At 65.2% G+C, this 24136-nt stretch carries 24 protein-coding genes and 1 pseudogene; 12 read left to right on the top strand and 13 right to left on the bottom strand.

The window, feature by feature from the left end; genetic code table 11:
• Window positions 1–29 precede the first annotated feature (29 nt).
• A complete protein-coding gene (locus AC1MHZ_RS00205) occupies window positions 30–1682 on the top strand; it encodes a ShlB/FhaC/HecB family hemolysin secretion/activation protein (RefSeq protein ID WP_465001469.1) in 1653 nt (550 codons plus the stop codon).
• Here AC1MHZ_RS00205 and AC1MHZ_RS00200 read toward each other — a convergent pair.
• From AC1MHZ_RS00200 to AC1MHZ_RS00190, 3 genes are all read right to left on the bottom strand, one after another.
• A complete protein-coding gene (locus AC1MHZ_RS00200; protein WP_482965913.1) occupies window positions 1670–2080 on the bottom strand; it encodes a hypothetical protein in 411 nt (136 codons plus the stop codon). The genes AC1MHZ_RS00205 and AC1MHZ_RS00200 overlap by 13 nt on opposite strands.
• Window positions 2081–2181: 101 nt before the next feature.
• The gene (locus AC1MHZ_RS00195) at window positions 2182–2589 is read right to left on the bottom strand and encodes a response regulator (RefSeq protein WP_084858740.1); all 408 of its coding nucleotides are present in this window, start codon (window positions 2587–2589) and stop codon (window positions 2182–2184) included.
• A gap of 37 nt (window positions 2590–2626) precedes the next feature.
• On the bottom strand, window positions 2627–2824 hold the full coding sequence (locus AC1MHZ_RS00190) for a Flp family type IVb pilin (RefSeq protein ID WP_482965912.1): 198 nt from the start codon (window positions 2822–2824) through the stop codon (window positions 2627–2629).
• A gap of 294 nt (window positions 2825–3118) precedes the next feature.
• Between AC1MHZ_RS00190 and cpaB the strand changes: the two genes are divergently transcribed.
• Genes cpaB through AC1MHZ_RS00150 form a run of 8 tightly spaced genes read left to right on the top strand, consistent with a single transcriptional unit; the run spans window position 3119 to window position 10486 of the window.
• Window positions 3119–4057: a Flp pilus assembly protein CpaB gene (gene cpaB, locus AC1MHZ_RS00185; RefSeq protein WP_482965911.1), complete on the top strand. Its 939-nt coding sequence runs from the start codon at window positions 3119–3121 to the stop codon at window positions 4055–4057.
• An 18-nt stretch (window positions 4058–4075) separates the two neighbouring features.
• The gene (locus AC1MHZ_RS00180; protein ID WP_416767181.1) at window positions 4076–5317 is read left to right on the top strand and encodes a type II and III secretion system protein family protein; all 1242 of its coding nucleotides are present in this window, start codon (window positions 4076–4078) and stop codon (window positions 5315–5317) included.
• A complete protein-coding gene (locus AC1MHZ_RS00175; protein WP_482965910.1) occupies window positions 5314–6501 on the top strand; it encodes a CpaE/TadZ family protein in 1188 nt (395 codons plus the stop codon). Before AC1MHZ_RS00180 ends, AC1MHZ_RS00175 begins: the two co-directional genes overlap by 4 nt.
• On the top strand, window positions 6498–7754 hold the full coding sequence (locus tag AC1MHZ_RS00170) for a TadA family conjugal transfer-associated ATPase (RefSeq protein WP_084858735.1): 1257 nt from the start codon (window positions 6498–6500) through the stop codon (window positions 7752–7754). Before AC1MHZ_RS00175 ends, AC1MHZ_RS00170 begins: the two co-directional genes overlap by 4 nt.
• Entirely contained in the window at window positions 7751–8632 is an 882-nt protein-coding gene (locus AC1MHZ_RS00165; RefSeq protein ID WP_084858734.1) for a type II secretion system F family protein, read from the top strand. The genes AC1MHZ_RS00170 and AC1MHZ_RS00165 overlap by 4 nt, the downstream gene beginning before the upstream one ends.
• Window positions 8633–8634: 2 nt before the next feature.
• Window positions 8635–9522 (top strand): type II secretion system F family protein, encoded by an 888-nt coding sequence (locus tag AC1MHZ_RS00160; protein ID WP_324816579.1) that lies wholly within the window; start codon window positions 8635–8637, stop codon window positions 9520–9522.
• A 12-nt stretch (window positions 9523–9534) separates the two neighbouring features.
• Complete coding sequence (locus tag AC1MHZ_RS00155) at window positions 9535–10206, top strand: tetratricopeptide repeat protein (protein ID WP_084858732.1); 672 nt, start codon at window positions 9535–9537, stop codon at window positions 10204–10206.
• 19 nt (window positions 10207–10225) lie between these two features.
• The gene (locus tag AC1MHZ_RS00150; protein ID WP_084858731.1) at window positions 10226–10486 is read left to right on the top strand and encodes a DUF3613 domain-containing protein; all 261 of its coding nucleotides are present in this window, start codon (window positions 10226–10228) and stop codon (window positions 10484–10486) included.
• 140 nt (window positions 10487–10626) lie between these two features.
• Here AC1MHZ_RS00150 and AC1MHZ_RS00145 read toward each other — a convergent pair whose 3' ends face one another.
• Both AC1MHZ_RS00145 and AC1MHZ_RS00140 read right to left on the bottom strand, forming a co-directional pair.
• Window positions 10627–11403 (bottom strand): response regulator transcription factor, encoded by a 777-nt coding sequence (locus AC1MHZ_RS00145; protein ID WP_084858730.1) that lies wholly within the window; start codon window positions 11401–11403, stop codon window positions 10627–10629.
• 113 nt (window positions 11404–11516) lie between these two features.
• Window positions 11517–11987: an A24 family peptidase gene (locus AC1MHZ_RS00140; RefSeq protein ID WP_084858729.1), complete on the bottom strand. Its 471-nt coding sequence runs from the start codon at window positions 11985–11987 to the stop codon at window positions 11517–11519.
• A 74-nt stretch (window positions 11988–12061) separates the two neighbouring features.
• On the opposite strand from AC1MHZ_RS00140, the gene AC1MHZ_RS00135 reads away from it, so the two are divergent.
• On the top strand, window positions 12062–12496 hold the full coding sequence (locus AC1MHZ_RS00135) for a TadE/TadG family type IV pilus assembly protein (protein ID WP_084858728.1): 435 nt from the start codon (window positions 12062–12064) through the stop codon (window positions 12494–12496).
• Complete coding sequence (locus AC1MHZ_RS00130) at window positions 12493–15120, top strand: PAS domain-containing sensor histidine kinase (RefSeq protein ID WP_482965909.1); 2628 nt, start codon at window positions 12493–12495, stop codon at window positions 15118–15120. The genes AC1MHZ_RS00135 and AC1MHZ_RS00130 overlap by 4 nt, the downstream gene beginning before the upstream one ends.
• Here the strand turns inward: AC1MHZ_RS00130 and AC1MHZ_RS00125 are convergent.
• From AC1MHZ_RS00125 to AC1MHZ_RS00095, 7 genes are all read right to left on the bottom strand, one after another.
• Complete coding sequence (locus AC1MHZ_RS00125; protein WP_482965908.1) at window positions 15105–17042, bottom strand: pilus assembly protein TadG-related protein; 1938 nt, start codon at window positions 17040–17042, stop codon at window positions 15105–15107. The genes AC1MHZ_RS00130 and AC1MHZ_RS00125 overlap by 16 nt on opposite strands.
• Window positions 17043–17258: 216 nt before the next feature.
• Complete coding sequence (locus AC1MHZ_RS00120; RefSeq protein ID WP_084858726.1) at window positions 17259–17819, bottom strand: DUF4136 domain-containing protein; 561 nt, start codon at window positions 17817–17819, stop codon at window positions 17259–17261.
• Window positions 17820–17838: 19 nt separating this feature from the next.
• Window positions 17839–18474: a DUF4136 domain-containing protein gene (locus AC1MHZ_RS00115; protein WP_084858725.1), complete on the bottom strand. Its 636-nt coding sequence runs from the start codon at window positions 18472–18474 to the stop codon at window positions 17839–17841.
• 22 nt (window positions 18475–18496) lie between these two features.
• Window positions 18497–19246 (bottom strand): methyltransferase domain-containing protein, encoded by a 750-nt coding sequence (locus tag AC1MHZ_RS00110; RefSeq protein WP_084858724.1) that lies wholly within the window; start codon window positions 19244–19246, stop codon window positions 18497–18499.
• Window positions 19243–19548 carry a MazG-like family protein gene (locus AC1MHZ_RS00105; protein WP_084858723.1) on the bottom strand — a complete coding sequence of 102 codons (306 nt, stop codon included), beginning with the start codon at window positions 19546–19548 and terminating at the stop codon, window positions 19243–19245. The genes AC1MHZ_RS00110 and AC1MHZ_RS00105 overlap by 4 nt, the downstream gene beginning before the upstream one ends.
• Window positions 19549–19645: 97 nt before the next feature.
• The gene (locus AC1MHZ_RS00100) at window positions 19646–20506 is read right to left on the bottom strand and encodes a MaoC family dehydratase (RefSeq protein ID WP_368829885.1); all 861 of its coding nucleotides are present in this window, start codon (window positions 20504–20506) and stop codon (window positions 19646–19648) included.
• Window positions 20507–20508: 2 nt separating this feature from the next.
• On the bottom strand, window positions 20509–21861 hold the full coding sequence (locus AC1MHZ_RS00095) for a 3-oxoacyl-ACP reductase (RefSeq protein ID WP_482965907.1): 1353 nt from the start codon (window positions 21859–21861) through the stop codon (window positions 20509–20511).
• A gap of 110 nt (window positions 21862–21971) precedes the next feature.
• Here AC1MHZ_RS00095 and AC1MHZ_RS00090 point away from each other — a divergent pair, with 110 nt between their 5' ends.
• Window positions 21972–23249 carry an acetyl-CoA C-acetyltransferase gene (locus AC1MHZ_RS00090; protein WP_324818865.1) on the top strand — a complete coding sequence of 426 codons (1278 nt, stop codon included), beginning with the start codon at window positions 21972–21974 and terminating at the stop codon, window positions 23247–23249.
• 139 nt (window positions 23250–23388) lie between these two features.
• Here AC1MHZ_RS00090 and AC1MHZ_RS00085 read toward each other — a convergent pair.
• Window positions 23389–23988: pseudogene (locus AC1MHZ_RS00085) on the bottom strand (methyl-accepting chemotaxis protein); the annotation flags it as partial.
• Window positions 23989–24136: the final 148 nt, after the last annotated feature.

Raw genomic sequence — 24136 nt, 5'->3', positions numbered from 1 at the left:
CCCGTCTTCGGCGGATCATGGAGCGTCCCATGCGTTCTCTGGCCATCACCCTGCTGATGCTGTCCTTCGCCTGCCATGCCGGCCCCCTGCCGCCAGCCCTCGACAGCAACGAAACTGCACGTCGGCTGCCCACGCCGAACCTTCCATTGGACGCCTACCGCCCCGCCGGCTATGCCGTGCCCCTGCCGGCCCCGTCTATTCCGGCGCAGGACGCCATAGGCATGGACACGCCGATCCCCGTGCACAAGGTGCGCTTCGAAGGTGGCACGGTTTACCTGCTGAGCGAACTGCGCGAGCACTACCAGCCGCTGGTGGGGCACGTGGTGACTTTGGCGCAGTTGACGGCGGTGACCGAACGCCTGACCCAACGCTACCAGCGGGATGGCTATATCCTGTCCCGCGCCTACCTGCCACGGCAGGACTTCGCCGACGGGCGTGTGCAGGTGATGCTGGTGGAAGGCTACATCAGTGGCTATCGGCTCGAGGGTGACATCGGCGCGGCGGCGGCGTACGTGGAGCGCTTGCTGGGCAAGCTCATGGCCGAGCGTCCGCTGACGCGCGCATCCTTCGAGCGCTACATCGGCCTGATCGACCGCATACCGGGTGTGAGTGCCCAGGTCGAGTGGCTACCCGGCACAGGCCGTGAGGGCGCCGTGCCGTTGTTGGTGCGCGTATCACGCAAAGCGTTCGACGCTACCCTGACCCTGAACGATGGCAGCCGTGACGCTGCCCAGGTGGGGATGGGCATCACCAGCAACGCCCAGACCCGCTTCGCCGAGCAATGGGCGGCCCGCGTGCTATGGCCTCCGGGCGATGACAAGGCGCATTTCTACGCGCTCGACTACAGCCAGTACCTGGATGGCGAAGGGAGCCGGCTGTTGCTTTCTGCCTCGCGCTACCGCAGCCAGCCGCGCACCTACGTGCGCCTGGAACATGGCGCTGACCTGCGCCAGCGCTGGGAGAGCGAACGTTTCGACGTCGGCATCAGCCAGGCGCTTATCGCCAGGCCCGGCGAGTGGCTCGATGTGGTCGGGCGTTTCTATACGGCGGCCGACCATGTCCGCGACCAGGTACAACAGGGGAAGCGCGACACCTATATCCGTGCGGTTTCGTTCGAAGGGGACTGGCGTACCCTCGAGGCCGAGCGGCTGCGTATCGTCAGTGCTGGCGTGTACCAAGGCCTGGACTACTTCGGTGCCCGCAGCGACAGCAACCGCGACGTGGACTTCCTGCGCTTGCGCCTGTCGGCCTTGCAGAGCGATCGATGGTTCGGCGATTGGCAGGGCGTGGCGTCGGCGGCCCTCTACTGGAGCGGCAACGACTTGCCCGACAGCGAGCGTGTGCTGTTCGGCGGCCAGCATTTCGGCCGGGGATACCCTGCGGACCAGGCCTCGGGCGACAAGGGCTGGGGGCTGGCATACGAGGTGAACTACAGCGTCCATGCAAGCAGCACCTGGGCACGCTTGGTACAACCGTACCTGGCATTCGATGCCGCCCGGACCTGGACCAATGGCCTCGATGTGCAGGATGCACGCATGGCGTCCATGGCCATGGGCGTGCGCCTGGGGGATGGGCGTGGCGCCAGTCTCGCCCTGGAGTTCGCCAAGCCGCTTGCGGATGTCGCGCTGGACAGCCGTGAGCGCAAGGCGCGCTTTACCGTGAGCCTCGACTACGCGCTATGAGCCGTCGTTCGGTCTGCAAGCTTGCTTTCACTGACGGACGCCACCTCACTTCTGCCACGCTCTACTTGCACTGAGCTGCGCAACGCATGTTGTCGCTCGTCGACCCCGAGCACCTGCTCAGGCCCTTGCGCCGAAAAATGCCCGCTGCCGCATTCGCGTGCCTGGATTTCGTTGCCGTTGAAAGAGGAGAAGAGGCAGACATCGCCTGGCAGCGGGCCATTGCTGGCCTTGGTAGGGTTGCCTTTCGAGGCCGAGACGCCTTGTGGACGAGCGCCCGTATCCTTGCTCGCCTGCCTATGCTCGACGGCCACGGCCAGGTCGTCGGCGACCGAGACGGTGGTGAACAGGTAGGGGAAGGCAGTGATCAGCGAAATGCCGAGATAGCCCATATGTTTCATCGTATGTTTCCTTTGCTTGGAACAGGAGCAATGGAGCGTACGAGGGCACGAGCAGAGGGGTAACTCCTACATGTCTCAGGGCGGTGCAGGTCTGCCGGGCTTCAGCCTGCCACCAGCATCCGTGGCTTTGGGAACAGGTTGTCCAGGGTTTCCAGCAAGCGCGCGTGGTAGATCGGCTTGCGGAACAGGTCGAGCACCTGCAGGCGCAGCAGGTCGCTGATATCGTCCATGTCGGCGTGGCCGGACATGACGATCACCGGCAGGTGTTGCCGGGCGGTGTGGTCGCGCAGGCGCTTGATCAGGCTGATGCCGCTTTCTTCGGGCATGCGCAGGTCGGTGATGACCAGCGCCATGTCCGGGTGGCGGGTGAGTTGGAGCAGGGCGCCCTTGACCGAGGTGGCGGTATGGCAGATGAAGCCTTCGTTTTCCAGCAGTTCGGCGAGTTCGAGCAGCGCCTCTTCCTCGTCGTCCACCAGGAGGATCTGTTGACGCAAGGAAGAGGTTGGCATGGTGGGTTCCTTCTAGAGGAAAACAGCAAGCTTAGGCTCAATTGTTAGTAGGGGCTGGGGTCGTAATACCGTCTTTGATCGCCGTCATGATCTTATCGACTTCAGCAGAAATGTCCGTCGTGAACCCCGCCAGCACCACCGCGACCATCGCCGCGATCAGCGCATATTCGATACCGGACGCTCCATCCTTGCGTTGCAGGAAGACTTTGCAGTGGACAAACAGTTTCAGCAGCATGGCAACACTCCTCGCGCAATCAAGCGCCGGTAGCGGGGTTTCGCCTAAGTGATACCCCTTTGCCATCACAGAATCGCCAACCCGTGGAAACCTGCAAATGTAAGAAGGTATTAATCCTAAAGTATTGATTTCAAACAGGCGCGCTAACCTGCTGTTTTGCTTGTGCGTCAATTTTATGTCTCGAAAAAACGGCATGAAAAAATGGCGAAACAGACGCCCTCGGCTACCTTCCACTAGCAAGGTGGTTACTTTTTGCCATCATTTCCTGGCAGTTGGCGCAAGGGGTTAGCGGAAATGAGCAGTCGCTTGACCATGGTTCTCGCCGCCGTGTTCCTGGTCGCGGCGATTCTGGCCGGATACTGGGGCCTGGTGCTCAGCCGTCCGCCAGCGCCTGTCGTGCAACCGGCACCGGCGCTCGCCCAAGGGCCTGCTCCTGTCGTCGCACCCGTGCCTGCCAAGGCCGAAGAACCCGCCCGTTCACAGATCGTCGTGGTGCGCCGCGACGTTCCCGCCAATACGCCCCTGACTGCGGACGACCTGTTGCTCGACCGCCTGCAGATAGTGCCTGCAGGTGCCTTCCAACGTATCGAACAGGCCTTGGGGCGTAGCAGCAGTCGCCCTTTGGCTGCAGGCAGCTGGCTCGACGAATACAGCTTCCAGGCCGGAGGGCCACTGGCGCGGATGATCCGACGCCACGAGCGTGCGGTGGCCGTGGCGGTCGACGATGTGGCCGGCGCAGCCGGGCAGGTGCGCCCGGGCGATTACGTGGATGTACTGCTGTTCCTGCGTGAAGAGAACAACAACCCGCAATCCTCCGCCCAGGTCGTGCTTCCGGCCTTGCGGGTGCTCAGTGTCGGCGAGCAGACGGGCCTGGCCAACGATGGCCGCCCGGCACAGACCGCCGATGAACAGAAGGCGCAACGCAACCAGCTAGGTGTCGCCACCAAGACCGTCGCCCTGGCCGTGCCGCAAGCCCTGGCCAGCCGCCTGATGCTGGCGGCCCAGGCCGGTACCTTGCGCCTGGCGGTGCGCAGCGCCGACGAGCAATTGCTGGCGCGCTACTGGTCCGACCCGCAGGGCGCTGCCCAGGTGGAAAGTGCCAACCGCGAACTCTATCGCTTCAGCCAGCTGTCCCAGGTACCCATCGCCAAGGCGGTGGTACCCGGCAACCGTGCGCCCGGCATGCAGATCATTCGCGGCGCCCAGGCAGACGACACTACCAAGACTCCATGACCTAGCAAGGACGCCGCCATGCGTAGTATCGAGCGGATACTCAGTCAGTTGTGCCAGGCCCTGCCGTTGATGCTGGCAGTGCCCCTTGCCCAGGCGGCCGACGGCTGCGCGGCGTTCGGCGAGTTGCCCTCGGTGATCGAGATGGACCAGGGCCTGCAGCAGGAGCTGCGCCTGCCTGTGACCATCACCCGGGTTGCCATCGGCGAGCCCAAGGTCGCGGACGTCCAGGCCAGCGGCGAGCGTGCCGTGCTCCTGACTGCGGTGGGGCCGGGCAACACCAGCCTGATGCTGTGGACTGCCTGCGCCCCCGCGCCCCACCGGGCCATGTTGTTCGTCAAGGGGCGGGCCAGTGTGGACATGGCCGAAGGCGCGCTGCTGCCCTCCCAGGACGAACAGTTGCCCAGCCAGGTGCAGGCCGATATCCGCTTCGTCGAGGTGCAGCGTACCAAGTACAAGGAAGCCGGGGCGCGGTTGTTCTTCAAGGGTTCCAACAACAGCCTGATCGGCTCGCCCGGCACCGTGCCGGTCACCGGCGTGAGCCCAGGCGAAGTGCCGATCAACCGCCCGGTGATCCCGCTCGACAACAACGTGTTCAACATCGTCTGGGGCGGAGGCAGCAGCCGCTTCCTGGCCGCGATCAACGCCTTGGAGAACAGTGGCTTCGCCTACACCCTGGCGCGCCCCAGCCTGACCGTGCTCAGCGGCCTGACCGCAAGCTTCCTGGCCGGCGGTGAAATCCCCATCCCGGTACCCAGCAGCGGCAGCGACAACGTCTCGATCGAATACAAGGAGTTCGGTGTGCGCCTGGCACTGACGCCCACGGTGGTCAGCCGCAACCGCATCACCTTGAAGGTGGCGCCGGAGGTCAGCGAGCTGGACTACACCAATGCCGTGAACATTGCCGGCACCCTGGTGCCGGGTCTGAAGGTGCGGCGCACCGACACCAGCATTTCCCTGGCCGATGGCGAGAGCTTCATCATCAGTGGCCTGGTAAGCAGCAACACGCGTTCGGCCGTGGACAAGCTGCCCGGCCTTGGCAACCTGCCGATCCTGGGTGCGTTCTTCCGCCAGTCGACGCTCAACCGCGAAGACACCGAGCTGCTGATGATCGTCACGCCGCACCTGGTCCAGCCGCTGGCCGCCAATGCGCGCCTGCCGGAGCTGCCGGGCGAGCGCCTGCGCACCTACGACCCCAGTTGGGGCCAGCTGTTCTTCCTGGAAAACGGCAATTTCGAAGGCCGCAGCGGGTTATCGCGATGAACGAGCTGAACCAGACCTACCTGGCCATCACCCGCAACGAAGAGGACCTGCAGTGGCTGCAAGGTGCCCTGACCCCACTGGGCCAGGTGATCGGCGCCAACAGCGGCAACCTCGACGAGCTGCTGGCATTGATCGATGTGACCTTCAGCAACCTGGTGTTCATCGGCCTGGACCGCGAACAACTGGTCAGCCAGTGCGCCTTGATCGAAGGCGTGCTGGAGGCCAAGCCGATGCTGGCGATCGTCGCCCTGGGCGATGGCATGGACAATCAGTTGGTATTGCACGCCATGCGTGCTGGCGCCCGGGACTTCGTGGCCTACGGCTCGCGCGCCAGCGAAGTGGCCGGGCTGGTGCGCCGGCTGGGCAAGCGGCTGCCGGCGGTGGCCAGCAACCCCAACCTGGGTGGCCTTACGGTGCTCTATGGCGCCCAAGCGGGTGCCGATGGTGCATTGCTCACCTCCCACCTGGCGCGGGTGGTGCAGGAGAGCGGCCAACAGACCCTGCTGCTGGACCTCGGCCTGCCGCGTGGTGACAGCCTGGCCTTGCTCGGAATGGAGGAGTCGTTCTACTTCGGCGACGCCCTGCGCCACCTGCGGCGGCTCGACGCGACACTGATCGACAGCGCGTTCGCCCGCGACAAAGGCGACCTTCGTATCCTGGCCTATGCCGACAGCGACGAACCGCTGCAACAGACCAGCGCGGCCGAGCTGTACATGCTGCTCAGCGCCTTGCGCCAGCACTTCCAGCACATCGTGATCAACCTCACCGGGCAAACCGACAGCGAAGCCTTGCGCACCATCGTCAGCCACTGCGACAAGCTGATCGTCTACACCGACCAGAACATCCTCGATTGCCGCCGCACCCTGGACGTGCTCGAGCAATGGCGCGATCGCGGCATCAAGCTGGACCATGCGGTGCTGCTGGTGGACCGTTACCTGCGCAATGTGGCCCCCGATGCCGACGCCCTGGCCAAGCGCTATGGCCTGGCGCTGCTCAAGGCGTTGCCCTATAGCCCAGAGGTGCGCCTGAACGCCAAGAACCAGGGCCTGAGCCTGTTCGAGCTGGCCCCGCGCGAAAGGCTGACCCAGGCCCTGCGAGGCCTGGGCGAGCGCCTGGCACGGCGCTCCGAGAAGCTGCCGGCACCGACCTTCACCTGGCTGCGTCGCCTGTGGGGTAGCAAATGAGCGCCGACGAACCCTTTGGCGGCCCACGCCACGCCACCGCCGACCCACAGGCGCTCAAGCGGGCCCTGCACCGTTTCGTCATCGACGCCATGGAAGACAGCGGCCGCAACCTGCTGGAAGGCGCCCGGCCGGCGCTGACCCAGTTCGTCGTGGAGCAGGTGGGCGACTATATCGCGCGCCTGCACCTGGCCCTGTCGCGCTACGAGACCGAGCGCCTGGCCGAGGAGCTGGTGGACGAACTCACCGGCTTCGGCCCGCTGGAGGTATTGCTGCGCGACCCCAGCGTCACGGAGATCCTGGTCAACGGCCCGCATCGGGTATTCGTCGAGCGGGGCGGGCTGCTGCAGCGCACCGACCTGCGCTTCATCGATGCCCACCATGTGGAGCGGGTGATGCAGCGTATCCTCGCACCGCTCGGTCGGCGCCTGGACGAGTCGTCGCCGATGGTCGACGCGCGCCTGCCCGACGGCAGCAGGGTCAATGCGATCATCCCGCCGGTGGCGCTGGACGGGCCCTGCCTGTCGATCCGCAAGTTCCGCCAGGACATGCTCAAGAGTGCCGACCTGCTGGCCACTCGAGCCATTGACCAGGCGATCTTCGATTTCTTCGAAAATGCCGTGGGGCGCCGTTGCAACATCCTGGTCAGTGGCGGCACCGGCACCGGCAAGACCACCCTGCTCAACATCCTCAGCCAGATGATCGCGCCCCATGAGCGGCTGGTGACTATCGAAGACGTGGCGGAACTGCAATTGCATCATCCCCATGTGGTACGCCTGGAAACCCGTCCGCCGAATGCCGAGGGGCATGGCGAGATCAAGGCCAGCGAGCTGATCCGCAACGCCTTGCGCATGCGCCCGGACCGCATCCTGCTCGGCGAGATCCGCGGCGCCGAGGTGCTCGATGTACTCACGGCGATGAACACCGGACATGACGGTTCGATGAGTACGGTGCACGCCAACACCGCCCAGGATGCCCTGCTGCGCCTGGAAACCCTGGTGGGGCTGACCGGGCGGCAGATTGCCGAGAAGACCTTGCGGCAGATGATCTGCGCGGCGCTCGACGTGGTGATCCAGCTGACCCGTCTGGCCGATGGGCGCCGCTGTGTCAGCGAGGTGCTCGAAGTGGTCGGGGTGCGCGACGATGTGTATGTCACCAATACGTTGTTCCGCCTCGACCGGCGTGGCGGCGACGGTTTCCTGCGCGAGGCGCCGAACCCGGCGGGCGCCAAGCTGCGCAACGAGGGCCTGTCGTGATGGGCCCGTTGTTGCTGGGGTTGTCGCCGCTGCTGCTGGGCATCGCCCTGCTGCTGTGGCGCCGGGGCCTGCACAAGCGCGGCGAGGAACGCATCCTCCAGCGCCTGGGCCGCGCCTACCAAGTGGTGCGTGCGGGCAGTGCACGGCGCGATTGGCTCGACCCACTGCTGCAACGGGCGGGGCTGGCTCCAGGCGAGCTGCGCGTGCGCCCTTGGTTGCTGGGTTGGCTGGCCGTGGTGGCCTTGAGCGGGTGGTGGGCCGGCTGGGTGGCGGCACTGATGCTGCTGGTGGGTTTGCCGCTGCTTGGCTATCTCTACCTGAGCCTGCGCTATCGTCGCCGGGTGGCGCAGATCATCAACCAATTGCCTGGCCTGCTGGACTACAGCGTGCGCAGCCTCAAGGCCGGGCGCACCCTGAGCGATGCCGTGCTCGGTGGTATCGACGGCACCCGCGAACCCCTGCGGTCGGCCATGGGCCGGGTGCGGCGCAACGTGCAGTTGGGCGTGCCTCTGGAAGAGGCGGTGAGTGAACTGGCCGAACTGTACGAGCAGGACGAGTTGCGGTTGTTCGCGTTGGGGCTGCGGATCAACCAGCATTACGGTGGCAATGCCAGTGAGCTGCTGGAGAACTTGATCAAGCTGATCCGCGAACGCGAACACGGCGCGCGCCAGCTCAAGGCCATGACCGGTGAGACGCGGGTCACCGCGTGGATCTTGGGAGCCTTGCCGCTGGCGATGGTCGTCTATTTCCTGATGGGCAACCCCGGCTACCTGCTGGCCATGTGGCGCGACAGCCACGGGCAGATGATGTTGTTGTTCGCTTTCGTGCTGCAGGCGGTCGGTTGCCTGGTGCTCTGGCGCATGATGAGGAGCCTGTGACCATGGCGTTGTTGCTCTGTGCCCTGTGCCTGCTCGTCGCCTCCCTTTTGCTGGGCCTGCAGGCCTTGCGCCAGTTGCGCGCGCGGCAGCTGGTCGCCCGTCGTCTGCAAGGCCAGCTGGCGCGCGAGGAGCGCTTGGAGGACTGGCTGCATTGGCTGGGCAGCACCTCTCTGGGGCAACGGTTGCAGAAGCTGGACGGCGAAACCCAGGCCCTGCTGGACCGCGTGGGCTGGCGCCGCAGCCGTCAGCGCGCCTTGTTCGCTGCCCTGCAACTGGGGTTGCCGGTGGTGGCCTTGGCCATGGCCTTGTTGCTCCAGCATGGCCTGGCAGGTGGTGGGGGCGGCCATTGGTTGGTCTTGCCGTTGTGCGCCCTGTGCATCGGCTATTTGTTGCCCAAGCGCGTGCTGGCGATAGCAGCGTTGCGCCGCCAGCAGCGTATCGCCCTGGAGGTGAGCCTGTTGATTCCGCTGCTGCGCATCCTGTTCGAGACCGGCCTGGCCGTGGAGCAGGCCCTGCGTGTGCTGAGCCATGAAGGCCGTAGCCTGGTGCCGGAAATCAGTGAGGAGCTACGTCTGGTCCTGCAACGGGTGGACTCGGGCCTGGCCCTGGGCCCGGAGCTCGAGAAAACCGCCCAGTTGCTGGCGGTGGATGAGTTCATCGACACCTGCGTGATCCTGCGCCAGTTGCTGGTGCAGGGCAGCGGCGCGATGAAATCGCTGCAGGCACTCAAGGCCTTGCTCGATGACCGGCGCCTGACCCGCTTGCAGGAGCGGGTCTCGAAGATGTCGGCAAAGATGTCGGCCGTGATGATGATGTTCTTGTTCCCGGCCCTGCTCATTGTCCTGGCCGGGCCGGGGTTCACCGCACTGACGCGGGCCTTGGCGTCCTGAGGGGGGAGTTGGATGAAAGCGATCCTGTTGTTCACCGGCCTGTTGCTGCTTGGCGGCTGCGCGGGCCAGCCACCTGAGGGCATCGCCCGGTTGCTGGGCACGCCCGCGTGCGGTAAGCCCGATGCCGATCAGCAACTGGCCTTGAACCTGGCCGACGAGGTGCTCAACGAAGGCCGTCCCCACGCAAGCCTTGCGCACCTGCAGCAGCTACCGGACGACCTCGATCAGGTGCGCCTGCGCAAGGCGCGCGTGCTGCGCTTGCTGGGGCGCAGCGAGGCCGAGCCGTTGTACCGCAGCCTGCTCGGCGGCTGCCTGGCGGCAGAAGGTGAGCATGGCCTGGGGCAGCTTGCCTCGGCCCGCGGCGACGATGTACAGGCCCTGCGCAACCTGCAGCGGGCCGTGCGCCTGGCGCCGACCGATGAGAAGGTGCGCAACGACCTGGGCGTGGTGCTGATGAACCTGGGCAATCACGAGCAGGCGCGGTTCGAATTCCTGACGGCCATCGAGCTCAAGGACGACAACCCGCTACCGGCGGTCAACTTGGTGACCTTGTCGCTGGTCGAGGACAACTGGCAGCAGGCCACCGACCTGGTGGCCCGCCTGCGCCTCAAGCCGGAGCAGTTCGCCGAAGCGCAGGCTCGGGCCAGGCAGTTGAAGGCGACCGGGCGTGGCTCGGTCGGTTGATGGAAAGGAGGGGTGTACCATGCGCATGCTGATGATGACCCTGGCCCTGCTGGCCAGCCCTTTTTCGGCTCTGGCCGACGACCCCCTCCGCCAACCACCGCCGGATTCGGCTGCCGAAGCCTGGTTGCGTGTGCAGGCGAGCAACCAGCAGGCCTCGCCCCGGCTGCAGGTGCAGACTGCGGCCGAGCGGGATGCCACCCTGCAGCGATGGCTGGACACCTACAAGTATCCGATCCCCGAGGTGTTCCGCTGGCAGAAGGTGAGTTCGTCCGATGATTGAAGGCCATGCCGGCTTCTGTAGGAGCGGGCTTGCCCCGCGATTAGGGCGGGCCCGATATCACCTTCGCCTGGCAAGGGCATCGCCCTTTATCGCGGGACAAGCCCGCTCCTACAGGGGGCGGCGCGAACAGCTCTTTGGGGTCAATGGGCGGTAAAGCGTTGGTGCACGGGCGACGTGCGTGGCGCCAGCGCCAGGGCCAGCTGCGTGCGGTTGTGCATGTGGGTCAGGCGCAGCACCTGGGACACGTACAGCTTCACGGTGTTCTCGGTAATGCCCAGTTCACAGGCGATCTGGTAGTTGGTCTTGCCCTTGCCCACCAGCTTGGCGACTTCCAGCTGGCGCGGCGAGAGCTTCTCGAAGGCTGGCGGTAGCTCGGGTTCGGCTTCCTCGACGTCCGTCGAGCGCCGATGCAGCCCCTGCCCACGGGCTTTTTCCAGGTCCTGGTAGAGCCCATCGATGGATTCGGCCAGCTCCTGCAGGCGTTGGTTGAGGTTGCCCAGTTCCCGCACATTGCGGCGTCGCTCGATCAGCGCCTGCTCCTGGTGGCGCACGCCTTCGAGCAACGCCTTCAGGTCGATGGGCTTTTGGTAGTAGTCGGCAAAGCCTTCGCGCAATGCGCGGATCACGTCCTGCTTCTCGGCGCGGCCCGTCAGCATGATCGCCTCGAACACACGCTGGCGGCCATTGATCCCTTTCAAGGCATGGACCATTTCGACGCCATCGATGTCGGGCATGTCCAGGTCACAGAGCACCAGGCCGATATGCTCGTCGGCCTGGTAGCGTTCGATGGCCTCGATCGCCGAAAAGGCTGGAATGCAGGTATAGCCATTGCCTTCAAGAAACTCACACAACTCTTCGACAACCAATGGTTCGTCATCGACAACCAGTATTTTCACGGCGCTGGCGTACTTGTTCACGATCAACTCCCTGTTCACTTCGGCCGTTGCATCTGTGCCCTGGCCGCCTAAGAAAGTAGTCGCACTTTGCGATTATGTACAAGAGTTGTACAACCGAAATGACCACTAGGTCACTATTGAATCCATACCGCCGTCAACAGGAAGCCCATCAACACGTACGGAGCGAAGGGTTGTTTGTCACCGACCTCTTCGGCCAGGGCCTGCAGGCGCTTCTTCACCTTTGGGTTGAGCAGCAGCCAGAGCCGGCGACGGCCCAGCAGCCAGGCCACCACGGTCAGCCCGGCCCCGATGAAGGTGCCCAGGACATATTGCGGGCTGGTGGCCAGGGCCAGGGCGCCCATCAGCTTGACGTCGCCGGCGCCGAAACGGCCGAGCATGTAGCCGGGGAGGGTGAGCAGCATGACGATGGCCAGCGCCCAGCCCGCCTCGCTGGCATCGGCGCCGATCCAACTGTGGCCGGTGGCGAACAGCCAGGCCAGTGCACAGGCTGCGACACCCAGGGTGAGGGTGTTGGAAAGCTGGCGTTCACGGAGATCTTGTTCGGTGCACAAGGCAAGCCACATCAGGAGAACAATGCTTTGCATTGGCAAATTGCCATCCCTATTCGTTGAACGGTTCTATGCTTTCAGCAAGTGTCATAGTCAGGGTAGACGCGAACATGAAAGCAAGCCTGGCAAGACGGCAAAAAGGCGCGGCAGCCATCGAGTTTGTCGCAGTCTTCATGGTGTTTTTCGCAGTGTTCTACGGGTTGGTCAGCTACGCGCTGCCAATGCTCATGCTGCAGTCGTTCAACCAGGCCACCAGCGAGGCGGTACGCCGCTGCGTGGCGCTGGAGCCGGGCAGTGGCAGCGCTGGCTACGAGACCCTGGCGCGTCAGGTGATCGACCAACAGCTGGCATGGATGCCTGCGGCGCTGGGTTTCTCGGCCGCCAGCCATGCGCGGGTGGCTTTGGTGGACAACCTGCTGACCGTCTCGATCGACTACCCCCGGGAGCAGTTGACCAATGTGCTGCCGGTCCTGGTGCTGCCGCTGATAGGTGACGTCCCTCGGTTGCCTGAGCATCTGCAGGCCGAAGCGAGCCTGCAACTGTGACGGGCCTGTTCGATCGTTGGCTGGGGGCGCCACCGCCTGCAGCCGAAGCCGAGGTGCCCGTGGCGGTGGGCTTGCAGCTGTGGCTCGACCCGCAGGGCACCGTACTGCGGTTATCCGGCCCCCTGCGTACGTTGTTGGCATTGCCGCTCAAAGGCGGTGGCCGCGTGCACGACTACCTGCAGCGGCACAGCTGGTTGGTGCTGGAAGGGGAACCGGCGGACTGGCAAGGGCAAGCGCTGGACCTGGATTTCCATACGGTCACCGGTCACCCCCTGCGCACCCGTGGCTGGCTGATGCGCCAGGGTGATGGCTGGTTGCTGCAACTGTTCGATATCGGTGACCTGTTGCGCGAAGGGGCCCATGCCAGGCAGCACCAGGACCAGAGGCAACTGACGCTGGAGATCGGCCGCGCCGTACGCGAATGCAGCGAAGACCACTTGGTGGCTTGCGTCACCGAGCAGCTGCAGCGCCTGGCCGTGTGTTGGCAGGTGCAGGCCGTGCGTGTGCTGCTGCGCGAGGCCGAGGGGTGGTGCGGTTTCGCCGACAACGGCTGCGACTGGCCCTGGCCTGAGGACGTGCGCCTGCAACCTTGGTTGTCGACACAGGCGTTGGACAGCGTTGTGCCTGACGAGCTGCTGGCCTTGTGCGGGGGTGTGTCGCTGTCGCTGCTGCCTTACCGCGAGGGCCCGGATGTCCAGGCCTGGCTGCTGTGCGCCGGCGGCGCCTTGTCCGAGGGCGATGGCCCGCACCAGGCGTGGTATGCCTTGGCGCAGGTGCTGCTGGGCCGCTACCGGCATGCCCGATTGCAGCACCAGGCCCACTACCTGAATGAGCTGCAGCAACAGCTGGGCGCCGGTTGGTGGGCATGGTCGGCTGAACGCGGCCTGCAGCTGGATCATGCCTTGGCCGCACGCTTCGACCTGCCTGGCCAGCCGGGCCTGGAGCAGTGGCTGGCGCGCCTGCACCCGGCCGATCGCGAGCCGGCGCAGTTGGCCCTCGAGCAGGCGCGCAGTGGCGCGGACCTGAGCCTGAGTGTGCGCATGCCGGAAGGCGACGGCCAGACGGTGAGCTGGTTCCATTGGGTGGGCCGTTGGCAGAACCGCCAGTTGCAGGGTTTCTTGCTCGACATCAGCGCGCTCAAGGCCCAGGAGCTGCAGGCGGGCGCGGCCCGGGCACGGCTGGAGAACCTGATCGCCAGCTCGCCCGCGGTGATCTACATCCAGCGCTATGCCGAGGGCGCGCTGCACAGTGAATTCTTCAGCGCCAGCCTGATGCCTTTGCTCGGCTGGGCCATGGACAGCGAACAGGCCCGCCAGCCGGGCCTGGCGGTTCACCCCGAGGATCGCCCGTTGTGGCTCGAGCGTACCCGCACCTTGCTGCGCGATGGCCAGGCCCGTTGCCGCTATCGCCTGCGCGATAACTTGGGCGGGTACCACTGGGTGCTGGATGAGGCGCGCCTGTTGCGCAATGACCTGGGCCTGCCGGTGGAGGTGGTCGGCCTGTGGCTGGATGTCACCGAGGCGACCGAGGCCGCCGAGCGGGTACGTCAGAGCGAGGAGCGATATCGCGTGCTGGTGGAGGACTCTCCGGCGATGATCTGTCGCTACCGCCCGGACCTTGGCCTGGTGTTCGGCAATCGGCCCCTGGCCGATTACCTGCAATGCGCACCGGCGGACCTGGTGGGCATGAACCTGGGCCAGTGGCTGTCGGACGAGCAGCGCGAGGCATTCCAGGCACGCCTTGCGGCGCTGACCCCGGAGCAACCCGTGAGCAGCGCAGAGATCTGCCTGCAATTGCCCGGCCGCGAGCATGCCTGGTGGGTCTGGGCCGACCGTGGCCTGTTCGATGAACAGGGGCAGCTGTTGGAGATCCAGGCCGTGGGCCGCGACAATACCGAGGTGCGGCGCAGCCAGCGGCAATTGTTCCAGGGCGCCAAGATGGCCACCCTGGGCGAGTTGACCACCGGCTTGCTGCACGAGATCAACCAACCGCTCAACGTGATGCGCATGGCCGCCGCCAATGCGCTCAAACGCCTGGAAAACGGCACGGCCGAGCCGGCCTACCTGGAAGACAAGCTGCACCGCATCGAGGCGCAAGTCGAACGCACTGCGCGCCTGGTGGACCACATGCGCGTGTTTGGCCGCCGTTCGGAAGTCGAGCGCCAGCGCTTCGTCGCCTGGGGCGCAGTGGCCGAGGCGGTGGCGCTGCTCGAAGACAACCTGCGCGGCAAAGGTGTGGCCCTGCGCATCGAGGTCCCCGACGAGCAACCTGAGGTGCTGGGGCATCAGGACCAGCTGGAGCAGGTGCTGATCAATCTCATCATCAACGCCCGCGACGCCCTGCTCGAACAGCGCCGGGGCGAAGCGTGGATCAACATCCGCCAGACCCTGCTGCCCGGTGAGCTTTCCCTGTGGGTGGAGGACAACGGCGGCGGTATCGACCCACGCTTGATGGTGCGGATCTTCGAGCCGTTCTTCACCACCAAGCCGGCGGGCGTGGGCACTGGGTTGGGGTTGTCGGTGAGCTATGGAATCGTCGAAGGGATGGGCGGGAGCTTGAGTGTGGCGAATGGGGCGGAAGGGGCTTGTTTCAGGGTTTGTTTGCCGATTCACAGCACCAATTGAGCGTGGCCGCTGGAACAGGTGAGGTTGGCGCCGACTTCGGCGTTGACCAGATCGATGCCCAGGACTTCGAGCAGGGTATTGACCAGCGGATCGACCAGCGGGCTCAGCAGGTTGCGAAGTGCGGGCTCCAGGATGGCCTTCACGCCACCAAGCAGCGCAGCAGCGCCTGGCAGGATATCTCCGAGACCATTGTTGACGGTGGGTTTGTAAGCCTCCAGGTGAATACCTTGCAGGGTGTCGCTCACGCTTGCGGCGATATGGTCGTTGACGTTCGGAATGGCCTTGTAGACAGGCGCATGGCCGATGTCGGGAGCCGAAGCACCTGTGAAATCCAAAATGGTCCCTTGGCTTGCGCTGAGTAGCTGGGTGTCGATACGTACTCCAATGCCACCACCGACGCTTGGGATACGAGTACCACATGTTGGAAACAGCCCAAGCACACTGGTACAGATATTGGTACCGATATCAATCAAGCGCAGGGCGTCCACAGGGGTGTTCTCATCGTTGAGAAAATTCTCCGGGATTTTGCCTAGCGCCAGTTTTACCGCCGAACTCTGGTTGCTGGTCGTTAAACGTTTTGGGGCACAGCTGAATCCTCCAGGTGGTGCCAGGAGTCGGCTGCTCGCCTGTCCGACTTGCAAACCAATATCTACATGCAATTGGTCGGGAACCAGCTTTATGTCGCTTACCTTGCACGGTACCCCCAGCGCGCAGGTCAATGACGTGATCGTTCCGCGCAGGTCCAGCTTCAGCACATTGTTGAGCACGTTGGTCAGGGGCGCTGCAAGATCGGCCACGGCATTGGCGAGTCCGATGATCGGATTGAGCAGGGGCAGGTCCAATGACACGAGAGCCCGAACTTGGGCGGTCTGGATTTTTATGTCATCGAACCGAGGATCGCCGATTGCGGAGAACTGTTGGGGTTCGATGACCTTGACCCGCAGACGCGTATTGATCAGGCCGGGTACATCACTCGTGAGATCAATACTCAAAGCGTGTTCGCTGGCGGCAGCCAACAACATGCTTTGAACGAGTTGAAGCAGCTGTACGCTCGTATCCAGGCCTGCACTGGCGGTGCCATTCTGGATAGCGAGAACGTCTCCGAGGCTCAGGCCAGGTATATCGAGGGTCGCTGCCACGCTGTCCAGATCATCGGTAACTTTCGCTGTAGCATTGTTTTGTTTCAATACTTCCACGGCCGTGTGCAACAACGTGGACAGTTGTGCATAGGTGCTCAGAACTTCCTGGTAATTTCCAATGTCCGCATTCAACTCGATGGCGCGCTGCTCCATATACTCAAGCAAATTGATCTGCGTACTGGCGATCCCTTGCCAGCTTGCCAGGTCCAGTTGCACATCGCTGCCAAGTGCTCGTAACAGGGCATTGAGCAAGGCGGAGTGGCGTGAGTCGAGCTTCAACAACGTGCTTTTGATGCTCAGCATGGCCTGGGGGGGCTGAGGTTTGGATGCAACTGCGCTGGCACGCAAGGTCGTCTCCATGGAAAGCCCGCCGTGTTCTACTAACGCGAACACACCCGATGCGACACTCGTGGGAACGGTCTTGTCCACTTCAACCTTGATTGCCTCATTCCGCGACGCATCAACCGTAAACGCCCGCAACTGATCGGCACCGGTCTGCACATACCCACAGCTGGCCACCAACGGGTTACCCGCATCATGGCCGTTCCGGGTGGCAGCGGTGCGAGCGATAGTCGTGGCCTGGGGGCCGGTGCCCGTGCACACGGCGTTTTGCCCAGCGGCCTCCAACGCCGCCATATCGGCAATCCGTTGCAACTTGCGTTGTTCCAGATACAACCTGCCGCTGTCGACCACCAACAACATGAAGAGCAGCGCCAAGCCCAGGGTGAGGGCGGCCATCAGGCCGATCGCGCCGCGTTGGTGGATAGCGGAATGAGGAACCACGGAGCACTCCTTTGCTGGCCTTTGACCATGCAGCGCAGCGGCGGTGAAAGGAGTGTAGTAAAGGTGATGGCGAATTGCCTTGGTTCGGTGAAAGGTGGCTTCTGGGTGGGCGGTCTGGGGGGCCGCTTTGCGGCCCTTTCGCGGCGCAAGGCCGCTCCTACAGGAGAGTGCGGTTTCCTGTGGGCGGCTTTGTGCCGCGAAAGGGCAGCCCTAAGCTCAGCGAGGAGGATAGTTGGCCATCACCTGCGCCACGGTCTTCTGGATCGCGGTGTTACGTTCCTGCGGGCTGGGTGGGTAATTGTTCATGATCTGCTCGGCACTGCCGCGCCAGACCAGCTTGCCGTCGCGGCCGTCGAACAGGTCCACCTGGATGGTCGCTACCTTGTAGTCGACGCTGCGGGTTTCGTTGTACATCGGCCCGCCCCAGTAGCCGCCCCAGTAACCCCCCCAGGCGCCGCCATAATTGGTGGTGATCTGCTGCTGGCGGTCCTCGACGATCAGGTAGGTGCGCACCCGCACATCCGGCCGCGCAGTGCCTTGCACCGGGCGCAGGCCGCGCTGGTCGAGCTGGCCGGCCACGGCCTGGCGGATGCGTTGCTCGGTCAGGTCGCTCTTGATCCGCGGGTCGTCCGGGCGGTACTGCAAGGCCGGCTCCTGCCAGGCCCAGCTGCGGTACGCGGCGAAATCGCGGCTGGCATCGAAGTCTTGGGTGACATTGTTGTTGGCGCACGCGGCGAGCAGCAACGTGAAAGACAACAGGGCGAGGCGGCGCAACATGATGGTTCTCCGTTGAAAGCTAACTGGGAGGATAGCCGCTGAGCGCCTTGCTCACCGATTCGCGCAAGGCATCTTCACGGTCCCGTGGCGAGTCCTTGCCGCTGCCACTTTCGGCACTGGCGCTCCACACTGGCTGGCCGCTGCGGGCATCGAACAGGTCGATGCGCACCACCATCACTTCCACTTCGTAGGTGCGCACCACTGGCACGCTGCCGTAGGCACCATAGCCATTGTGGTAACCGCCAAAACCGACACCACCGTACGGGTACGGGCCGTAGTAGGGGTCGTAGTAATCGTAGTCACGCACCTGGCGCAGGCGTCGTTCCAGGCGCACATCGGCGCTGACCAGCAGGTCGCCGCTGGCACCACGGGCCGGGCGCAGGCCATGCTGATCGAGGGCGCCGCTGATGGCGTCGGCCAGTTGTGCCGGGTCGGTGCTGGCGCTGGCGCGGGGCAATTGGCCGTTGCGCCAGCTCCAGCTGCGATAGCGACCATAGTCGCGTGGCGCGGCGGGGTAGGCGCTGGCATCGAACGTGGTCGCCGCCTGCGGCGGCGCTGGTGGCAGCGGCCGGCTGCTGGCGACATAGGGGTTGCTGCCCTGGCATGCGGCCAGGGTCAGGGTGAACAGTACCAGGCACAGTTGCGGGTACGGCATGTGGTCCTCCCGGCAAGCGGTGTCAATGCGGGCGACAAATCCAGTGCAGGTAGCGGCCCAGGCCGGCGAAGCTGGGGTGGCGGCGGTGCGCCAGTTCCATTTCCAGTAAGTCGAGCAGCTCGGCCTTGGCCTGGAATTCCTTGGGCATGTAGTCGTGGAACACCCGTACGCCACTTTCGCTTTCGACCTGCCACATGGGTTCAAGTTGCGCCTTGAGGGCCCGGGGATCAAGCGGTTTTTGCGGGGTTAGGCTCTGCTTTTCGCCTGCCAGGCGGTTGCTGCGCAGCTTGCGGAAATGGCCCTTGAGCAGGTTGCGGTAGACCAGCGCGTCGCGGTTGTAGAAGGCCAGCGACAACCAGCCGTCGGGGGCCGTCAGCTGGTGCAGCACCGGCAGGATGCTCTCGGGCTCGGCCAGCCATTCGAGCACAGCGTGGCACAGCACCACGTCGAACGGTTCGGTCAGCTGGCCGAGCAACGCCTGCCAGGGGGCCTGGATGAAGGTGGCCGTCTGGCCAGCCTCGGCGAAGCGCGCGCGGGCGCCTTCGAGCATGGGCGCGGCCGGTTCGGCCAGGGTCAGCTGGTGGCCTCGTTCGGCCAACCACAGGGCCATATGGCCCAGGCCCGCGCCGATATCGAGCACGCGCAGGGGGCGGTCGGGTAGCGTTTCGGCGAGGTCGGCCTGGAGCACCGCCAGGCGGATCGCACCCTTGGCCCCGCCGTAGATCTTCTCGGCGAAGCGGGTGGCCAGCTCATCGAAATGACGGTCGTTCATTTGGCAAAGCGCCTCTCGCTGTCGGCCAGCTTGGCACGCACCACTTCGTTCATGTCCAGGCCCAGCTCGCTGCACAGCAGCAACAGGTACAGGACGATATCGCCGATTTCCTGGCCGGCGTGGGCGAGTTCTTCCGGGGGAAGCTGGCGCGACTGGTCTTCGCTCAGCCATTGGAAGATCTCTACCAGTTCGGCCATCTCGACACTGGCGGCCATGGCCAGGTTCTTCGGGCTGTGAAAGCCGCGCCAGTCGTTGTTGTCGCGGATCTGGTGCAGGCGGTCGGTCAGTTCTTGCAGATTCATGGGGGCTCTCCTGATGGCGTATAGCTTCGGGGGAGCGTGGGGGCAAAGCAAGCGGCGTGGGCCGCGTCGCGGCCCGATCGCGAAAGCAGGCCTGCTTTTACAGGGGGGTGAGGGGGCGCCATTGGCCGAGCATGTGCAGCAGGCCGCCATGGCTGTCCAGGCGCAACACGCCTGCCGGACCGGCCTCACTGGCGCTGAGCACCACCTCCGAGGGCAGGCGCACCGGTTTGCGAAAATCCACTTCGAAGACGTAGCCGCTGGTGGGCAGGTGGCCTTGCAGCGCGGCCATCGCCATGGCCTGGGTCCACAGGCCGTGGGCGATGGCCATGGGGAAGCCGAACAGCCGAGCGCTGGCCGCGCCGAGGTGGATCGGGTTGTAGTCGCCACAGACCTTGGCGTAGCGCCGGCCGATGTCAGCATCGGCGTACCAGCGCGTAACTTCGGGCAGGTTGCCGGGCTCGAGGTCTGCTTCTTCCTCGGCGTGCCCTTCAAGATGCAGGCCGCGCACCAGCATACGGCTGGTTTCACGCCACAGAGGGCCGAGCACATCCTGTGCTTCGGTCACCAGGTCGAAGGTGCCGCCCTTGGGGTGCGGGCGCAGGTTGTCGGCATGGACCGAGAAACGCAGGCCATCGACCCCGCCCAGCGGGCGATGGACCTGGGTTTCGTTGTACAGGTGCACCAGGCCGAGGAGTGGGAAGGGGAAGTCCGGGGCGGTGAGCAACTGCAGTTGCAGGGGGAAGGCCATGACATGGGGATAGGTCGGCGGCAGGCGGCCGTGGTCGGGGTAGTGGCACAGCCGACGGTAAGCGGACAAATTGTCGGGCTGTACCCGCAGGAAGCAGCGCAGGCCGGCTTCGGGCAGGCGTTCGCCGCTGATCTTGCGCTTGGCCAAAGCCCGCAGGTAGAGGCGGGTGCGCGAATCGGGGCTGTGCAGATCATGCCATGGCCGTGTCATTGTCATGCTCCCATCAGTGCCTGGCCACAGACCCGCAGGACCTGGCCGTTGACCGCGCCGGTGCCGGGCTGGCTGAGCCAGGCCACGGCCTCGGCAACATCCTGCGGCATACCGCCCTGGCCCAGGGAGCTCAGGCGTCGCCCGGCTTCGCGCAGGCCCATGGGCATGGCGGCGGTCATGTGTGTCTCGATGAAGCCAGGCGCCACGGCGTTGATGGTGCCGCCGTGCTCGGCCAGCTTCGGCGCCCAGGCCTGGGCCAGGCCGATCAGGCCGGCCTTGCTGGCAGCGTAGTTGGCCTGGCCGCGGTTGCCGGCGATGCCGCTGACCGAGGCGAGCAGGGTGATGCGGGCGGCGTCGTGCAGCTTGCCGGCTTCGAGCAGGGCCTGGGTCAGAACCTGGGGGGCCTTGAGGTTGACGGCCATGACGGCGTCCCAGTAGTCGGGCGTCATGTTGGGCAAGGTCTTGTCCCGGGTGATGCCGGCGTTATGTACCACGATGTCGATGCCCTCGGGCAAGGCCTCGAGCAGCTGCGCCGGGGCGTCGGCTGCGCAGATGTCCAGGGCCAGGGCGCGGCCACCGAGGCGGGCGGCGAGAGCATCGAGGTCGTTCTGCGCCGCCGGTACGTCCAGCAGGGTCACCTCGGCACCATCGCGGGCCAGGGTTTCGGCGATGGCCGCACCGATGCCGCGGGCGGCGCCGGTGACCAACGCCCGGCGCCCGGCCAGCGGGCGCGTCCAGTCTTGCACCTGCGCAGCGCAGGGCGCCAGGTGCAGCACCTGGCCGGAAATGAATGCGCTGCGGGGTGACAGGAAGAAGCGCAAGGCGCCTTCGAGCTGATTTTCGGCGCCTTCGTCGACGTACAGCAGCTGCACCGTGGCCCCGTCGCGCAGCTCCTTGCCCAGCGAGCGGCTGAAGCCTTCCAGGGCACGCTGGGCCACGCTGGCCAAGGGGGCGTCGAGGCCTGCCGGGGCTCGGCCGAGGATGACGACATGGGCACACGGTGCCAGGCTGCGCAACAACGGCTGGAAGAATTCACGCAACTGGCGCAGCGCGTCGATGTCGGACAGGTGACTGGCGTCGAACACCACGGCTTTCACCTTCGGGCCCAGGCCTGCGACCCAGGGTTGGGCTTGCAGGCCGTCGCCATTGAAGCTGTAGAGGGTGTCGGTCAGGCACGGGGCGATGGCCTCGACCTTGGCGGCCAATGGCCCGCCGCCCAACACTAGGGCGCCCTCCACCGGCCGCAGACGGCCTGCCTGCCAGCGCTCCAGCGGCACCGGGCGCGGCAGGCCCAGGGCATCGACGAGGCGCCGGCCCAGGTTGGAGTTGGAAAAGCCGAGATAGCGATCGCTCATGTGCGGGTCTCCCTGAAGGCAAGCATGCAGTGTGGACCAACTTTATGTCAGGGTCGTTCGAACGCGGTACTAGGCTGTACGGATCAAATTGTTTCAGGAGGAGGATGGGCATGGCTTCACCTCGGCGGGTCGCGATCCTGGGCGGTAACCGGATCCCTTTCGCACGCTCCAACGGCGCCTACGCCAATACCAGCAACCAGGCGATGCTCACCGCCGCGCTCGAGGGCCTCATTGAGCGCTATCGCCTGCATGGCCTGCGCCTGGGCGAGGTGGCCGCCGGCGCGGTGCTCAAGCATGCCCGGGACATGAACCTGACCCGTGAGTGCGTGCTTGGCTCGCGGCTGTCGGCACAAACCCCGGCCTATGATGTCCAGCAGGCCTGCGGCACGGGCCTGGAGGCGGCGCTGTTGGTGGCCAACAAGATCGCCCTCGGGCAGATCGACTCCGGCATCGCCGGAGGCGTAGACACCACGTCCGACGCGCCGATCGCCATCAATGAAGGGCTGCGGCGCATCCTGCTGCGGGCCAACCGTGGCAAGCACCTGATGCAGCGGCTGCAGCCCTTCCTCAAGCTGCGCCCGAAACACCTCAAGCCCGAGCTGCCGCGCAACGAGGAGCCGCGCACGGGGCTGTCGATGGGGGAGCATTGCGAACGCATGGCCCAGGCCTGGCAGATTGCGCGCATCGAGCAGGACGAGCTGGCCCTGCTGAGCCACCGGCACCTGCAGGCATCGTTCAATGAAGGCTGGCATGACGACCTGCTCACTCCCTACCTGGGACTGACCCGGGACAACAACCTGCGCCCCGACCTGACCCTGGAGCAATTGGCCAGGCTCAAGCCGGTATTCGACCGTAGCGGCCTGGGGACCCTGACGCCGGGCAATTCCACGCCGCTGACCGATGGCGCCTCACTAGTGCTGCTCGGCAGCGAGCGGTGGGCCCAGGACCGTGGGTTGCCTGTATTGGCCTACCTGGTCGATGGTGAAACCGCCGCGGTGGATTTCGTCACCGGGCAGGAGGGGTTGCTGATGGCCCCGGTGTACGCCGTGCCACGCCTGTTGGCACGCAACGGCCTGAGCCTGCAGGACTTCGACTACTACGAGATCCATGAGGCCTTTGCCGCCCAGGTGCTGTGCACGCTCAAGGCCTGGGAAGACGAGGCCTATTGCCGTGACCGCCTGGGACTCGATGGGGCGCTGGGCAGCATCGACCGCAGCAGGCTCAATGTGAAAGGCAGCTCGTTGGCCGCGGGACATCCGTTCGCGGCGACCGGCGGGCGGATCCTGGCCAACATGGCCAAGTTGCTGGCCAAGGCAGGCAAGGGGCGGGGACTGATCTCGATCTGCGCGGCGGGAGGGCAGGGGGTTACGGTCATCGTCGAGCGATAGGGGCTGGCTTTATCCGCCGGCCTGTGGGCGTGGGCTTGTCCCGCGATCAAGGGCGTAGCCCTTGCTCTGCAGCCGCGATGGCAGCTCGGTGCCATCGCGGGACAAGCCCGCTCCTACAGAGAGGTGATATCGGATGGGATCAGGTGCGGAACCTGCGCACCAGGGCATCGAGCTCGTTGGACAGCCCCGCCAGGCTCTCGGAGTCCTGGCGCGCGGCCTGGGCCAGTTCGGCCACCAGCTGTGCGTCGCCGTGTATCTGGCTGATATGCCGGTTGATGTCCTCGGCCACCTGGTGCTGTTGCTCGGCTGCAGTGGCGATCTGGGTGTTCATGTCGCGGATGATGTCCACCGACTCGCGGATCTGCCCGAAGCTGTCACGGGCCAGCCCGATGCGGCTGACCGACTGTTGCGAGACCTCCAGGCTGGCATGCATCTGCTCGGCAACCTGGGCAGTGCGTGAGGCCAGGTTGCCCAGCAGGCCGTCGATCTCGGCTGTGGAGTCAGCGGTGCGCTTGGCCAGGGCACGCACTTCGTCAGCCACCACCGCGAACCCGCGGCCTTGCTCTCCGGCGCGGGCCGCCTCGATGGCGGCGTTGAGGGCCAGCAGGTTGGTTTGCTCGGCGATCGAGCGGATGGTGCCCAGGATCGATTGGATAGCATTGCTGTCGCGCTCGAGTTGCTGGATCGACAGGGCCGACTGCTCGATTTCCTGGCTCAGGCGGTCGACGCTCTGCACTGCCGCGTCGATCTGCTGCTGGCCTTCGCGGGCCTGCTGCTGGCCGCTGTCGGCTGAGTCGGCCGCCTGGCTGCACGAGCGGGCGACTTCGTTGGCGGTGGCGACCATTTCGTGGAAGGCGGTGGAAACCATGTCCACCGCCTCGCGCTGG

The organism is Pseudomonas sp. FA-1 (genome assembly GCF_056856075.1).
This window is presented reverse-complemented; position numbering and strand designations above follow the sequence as displayed.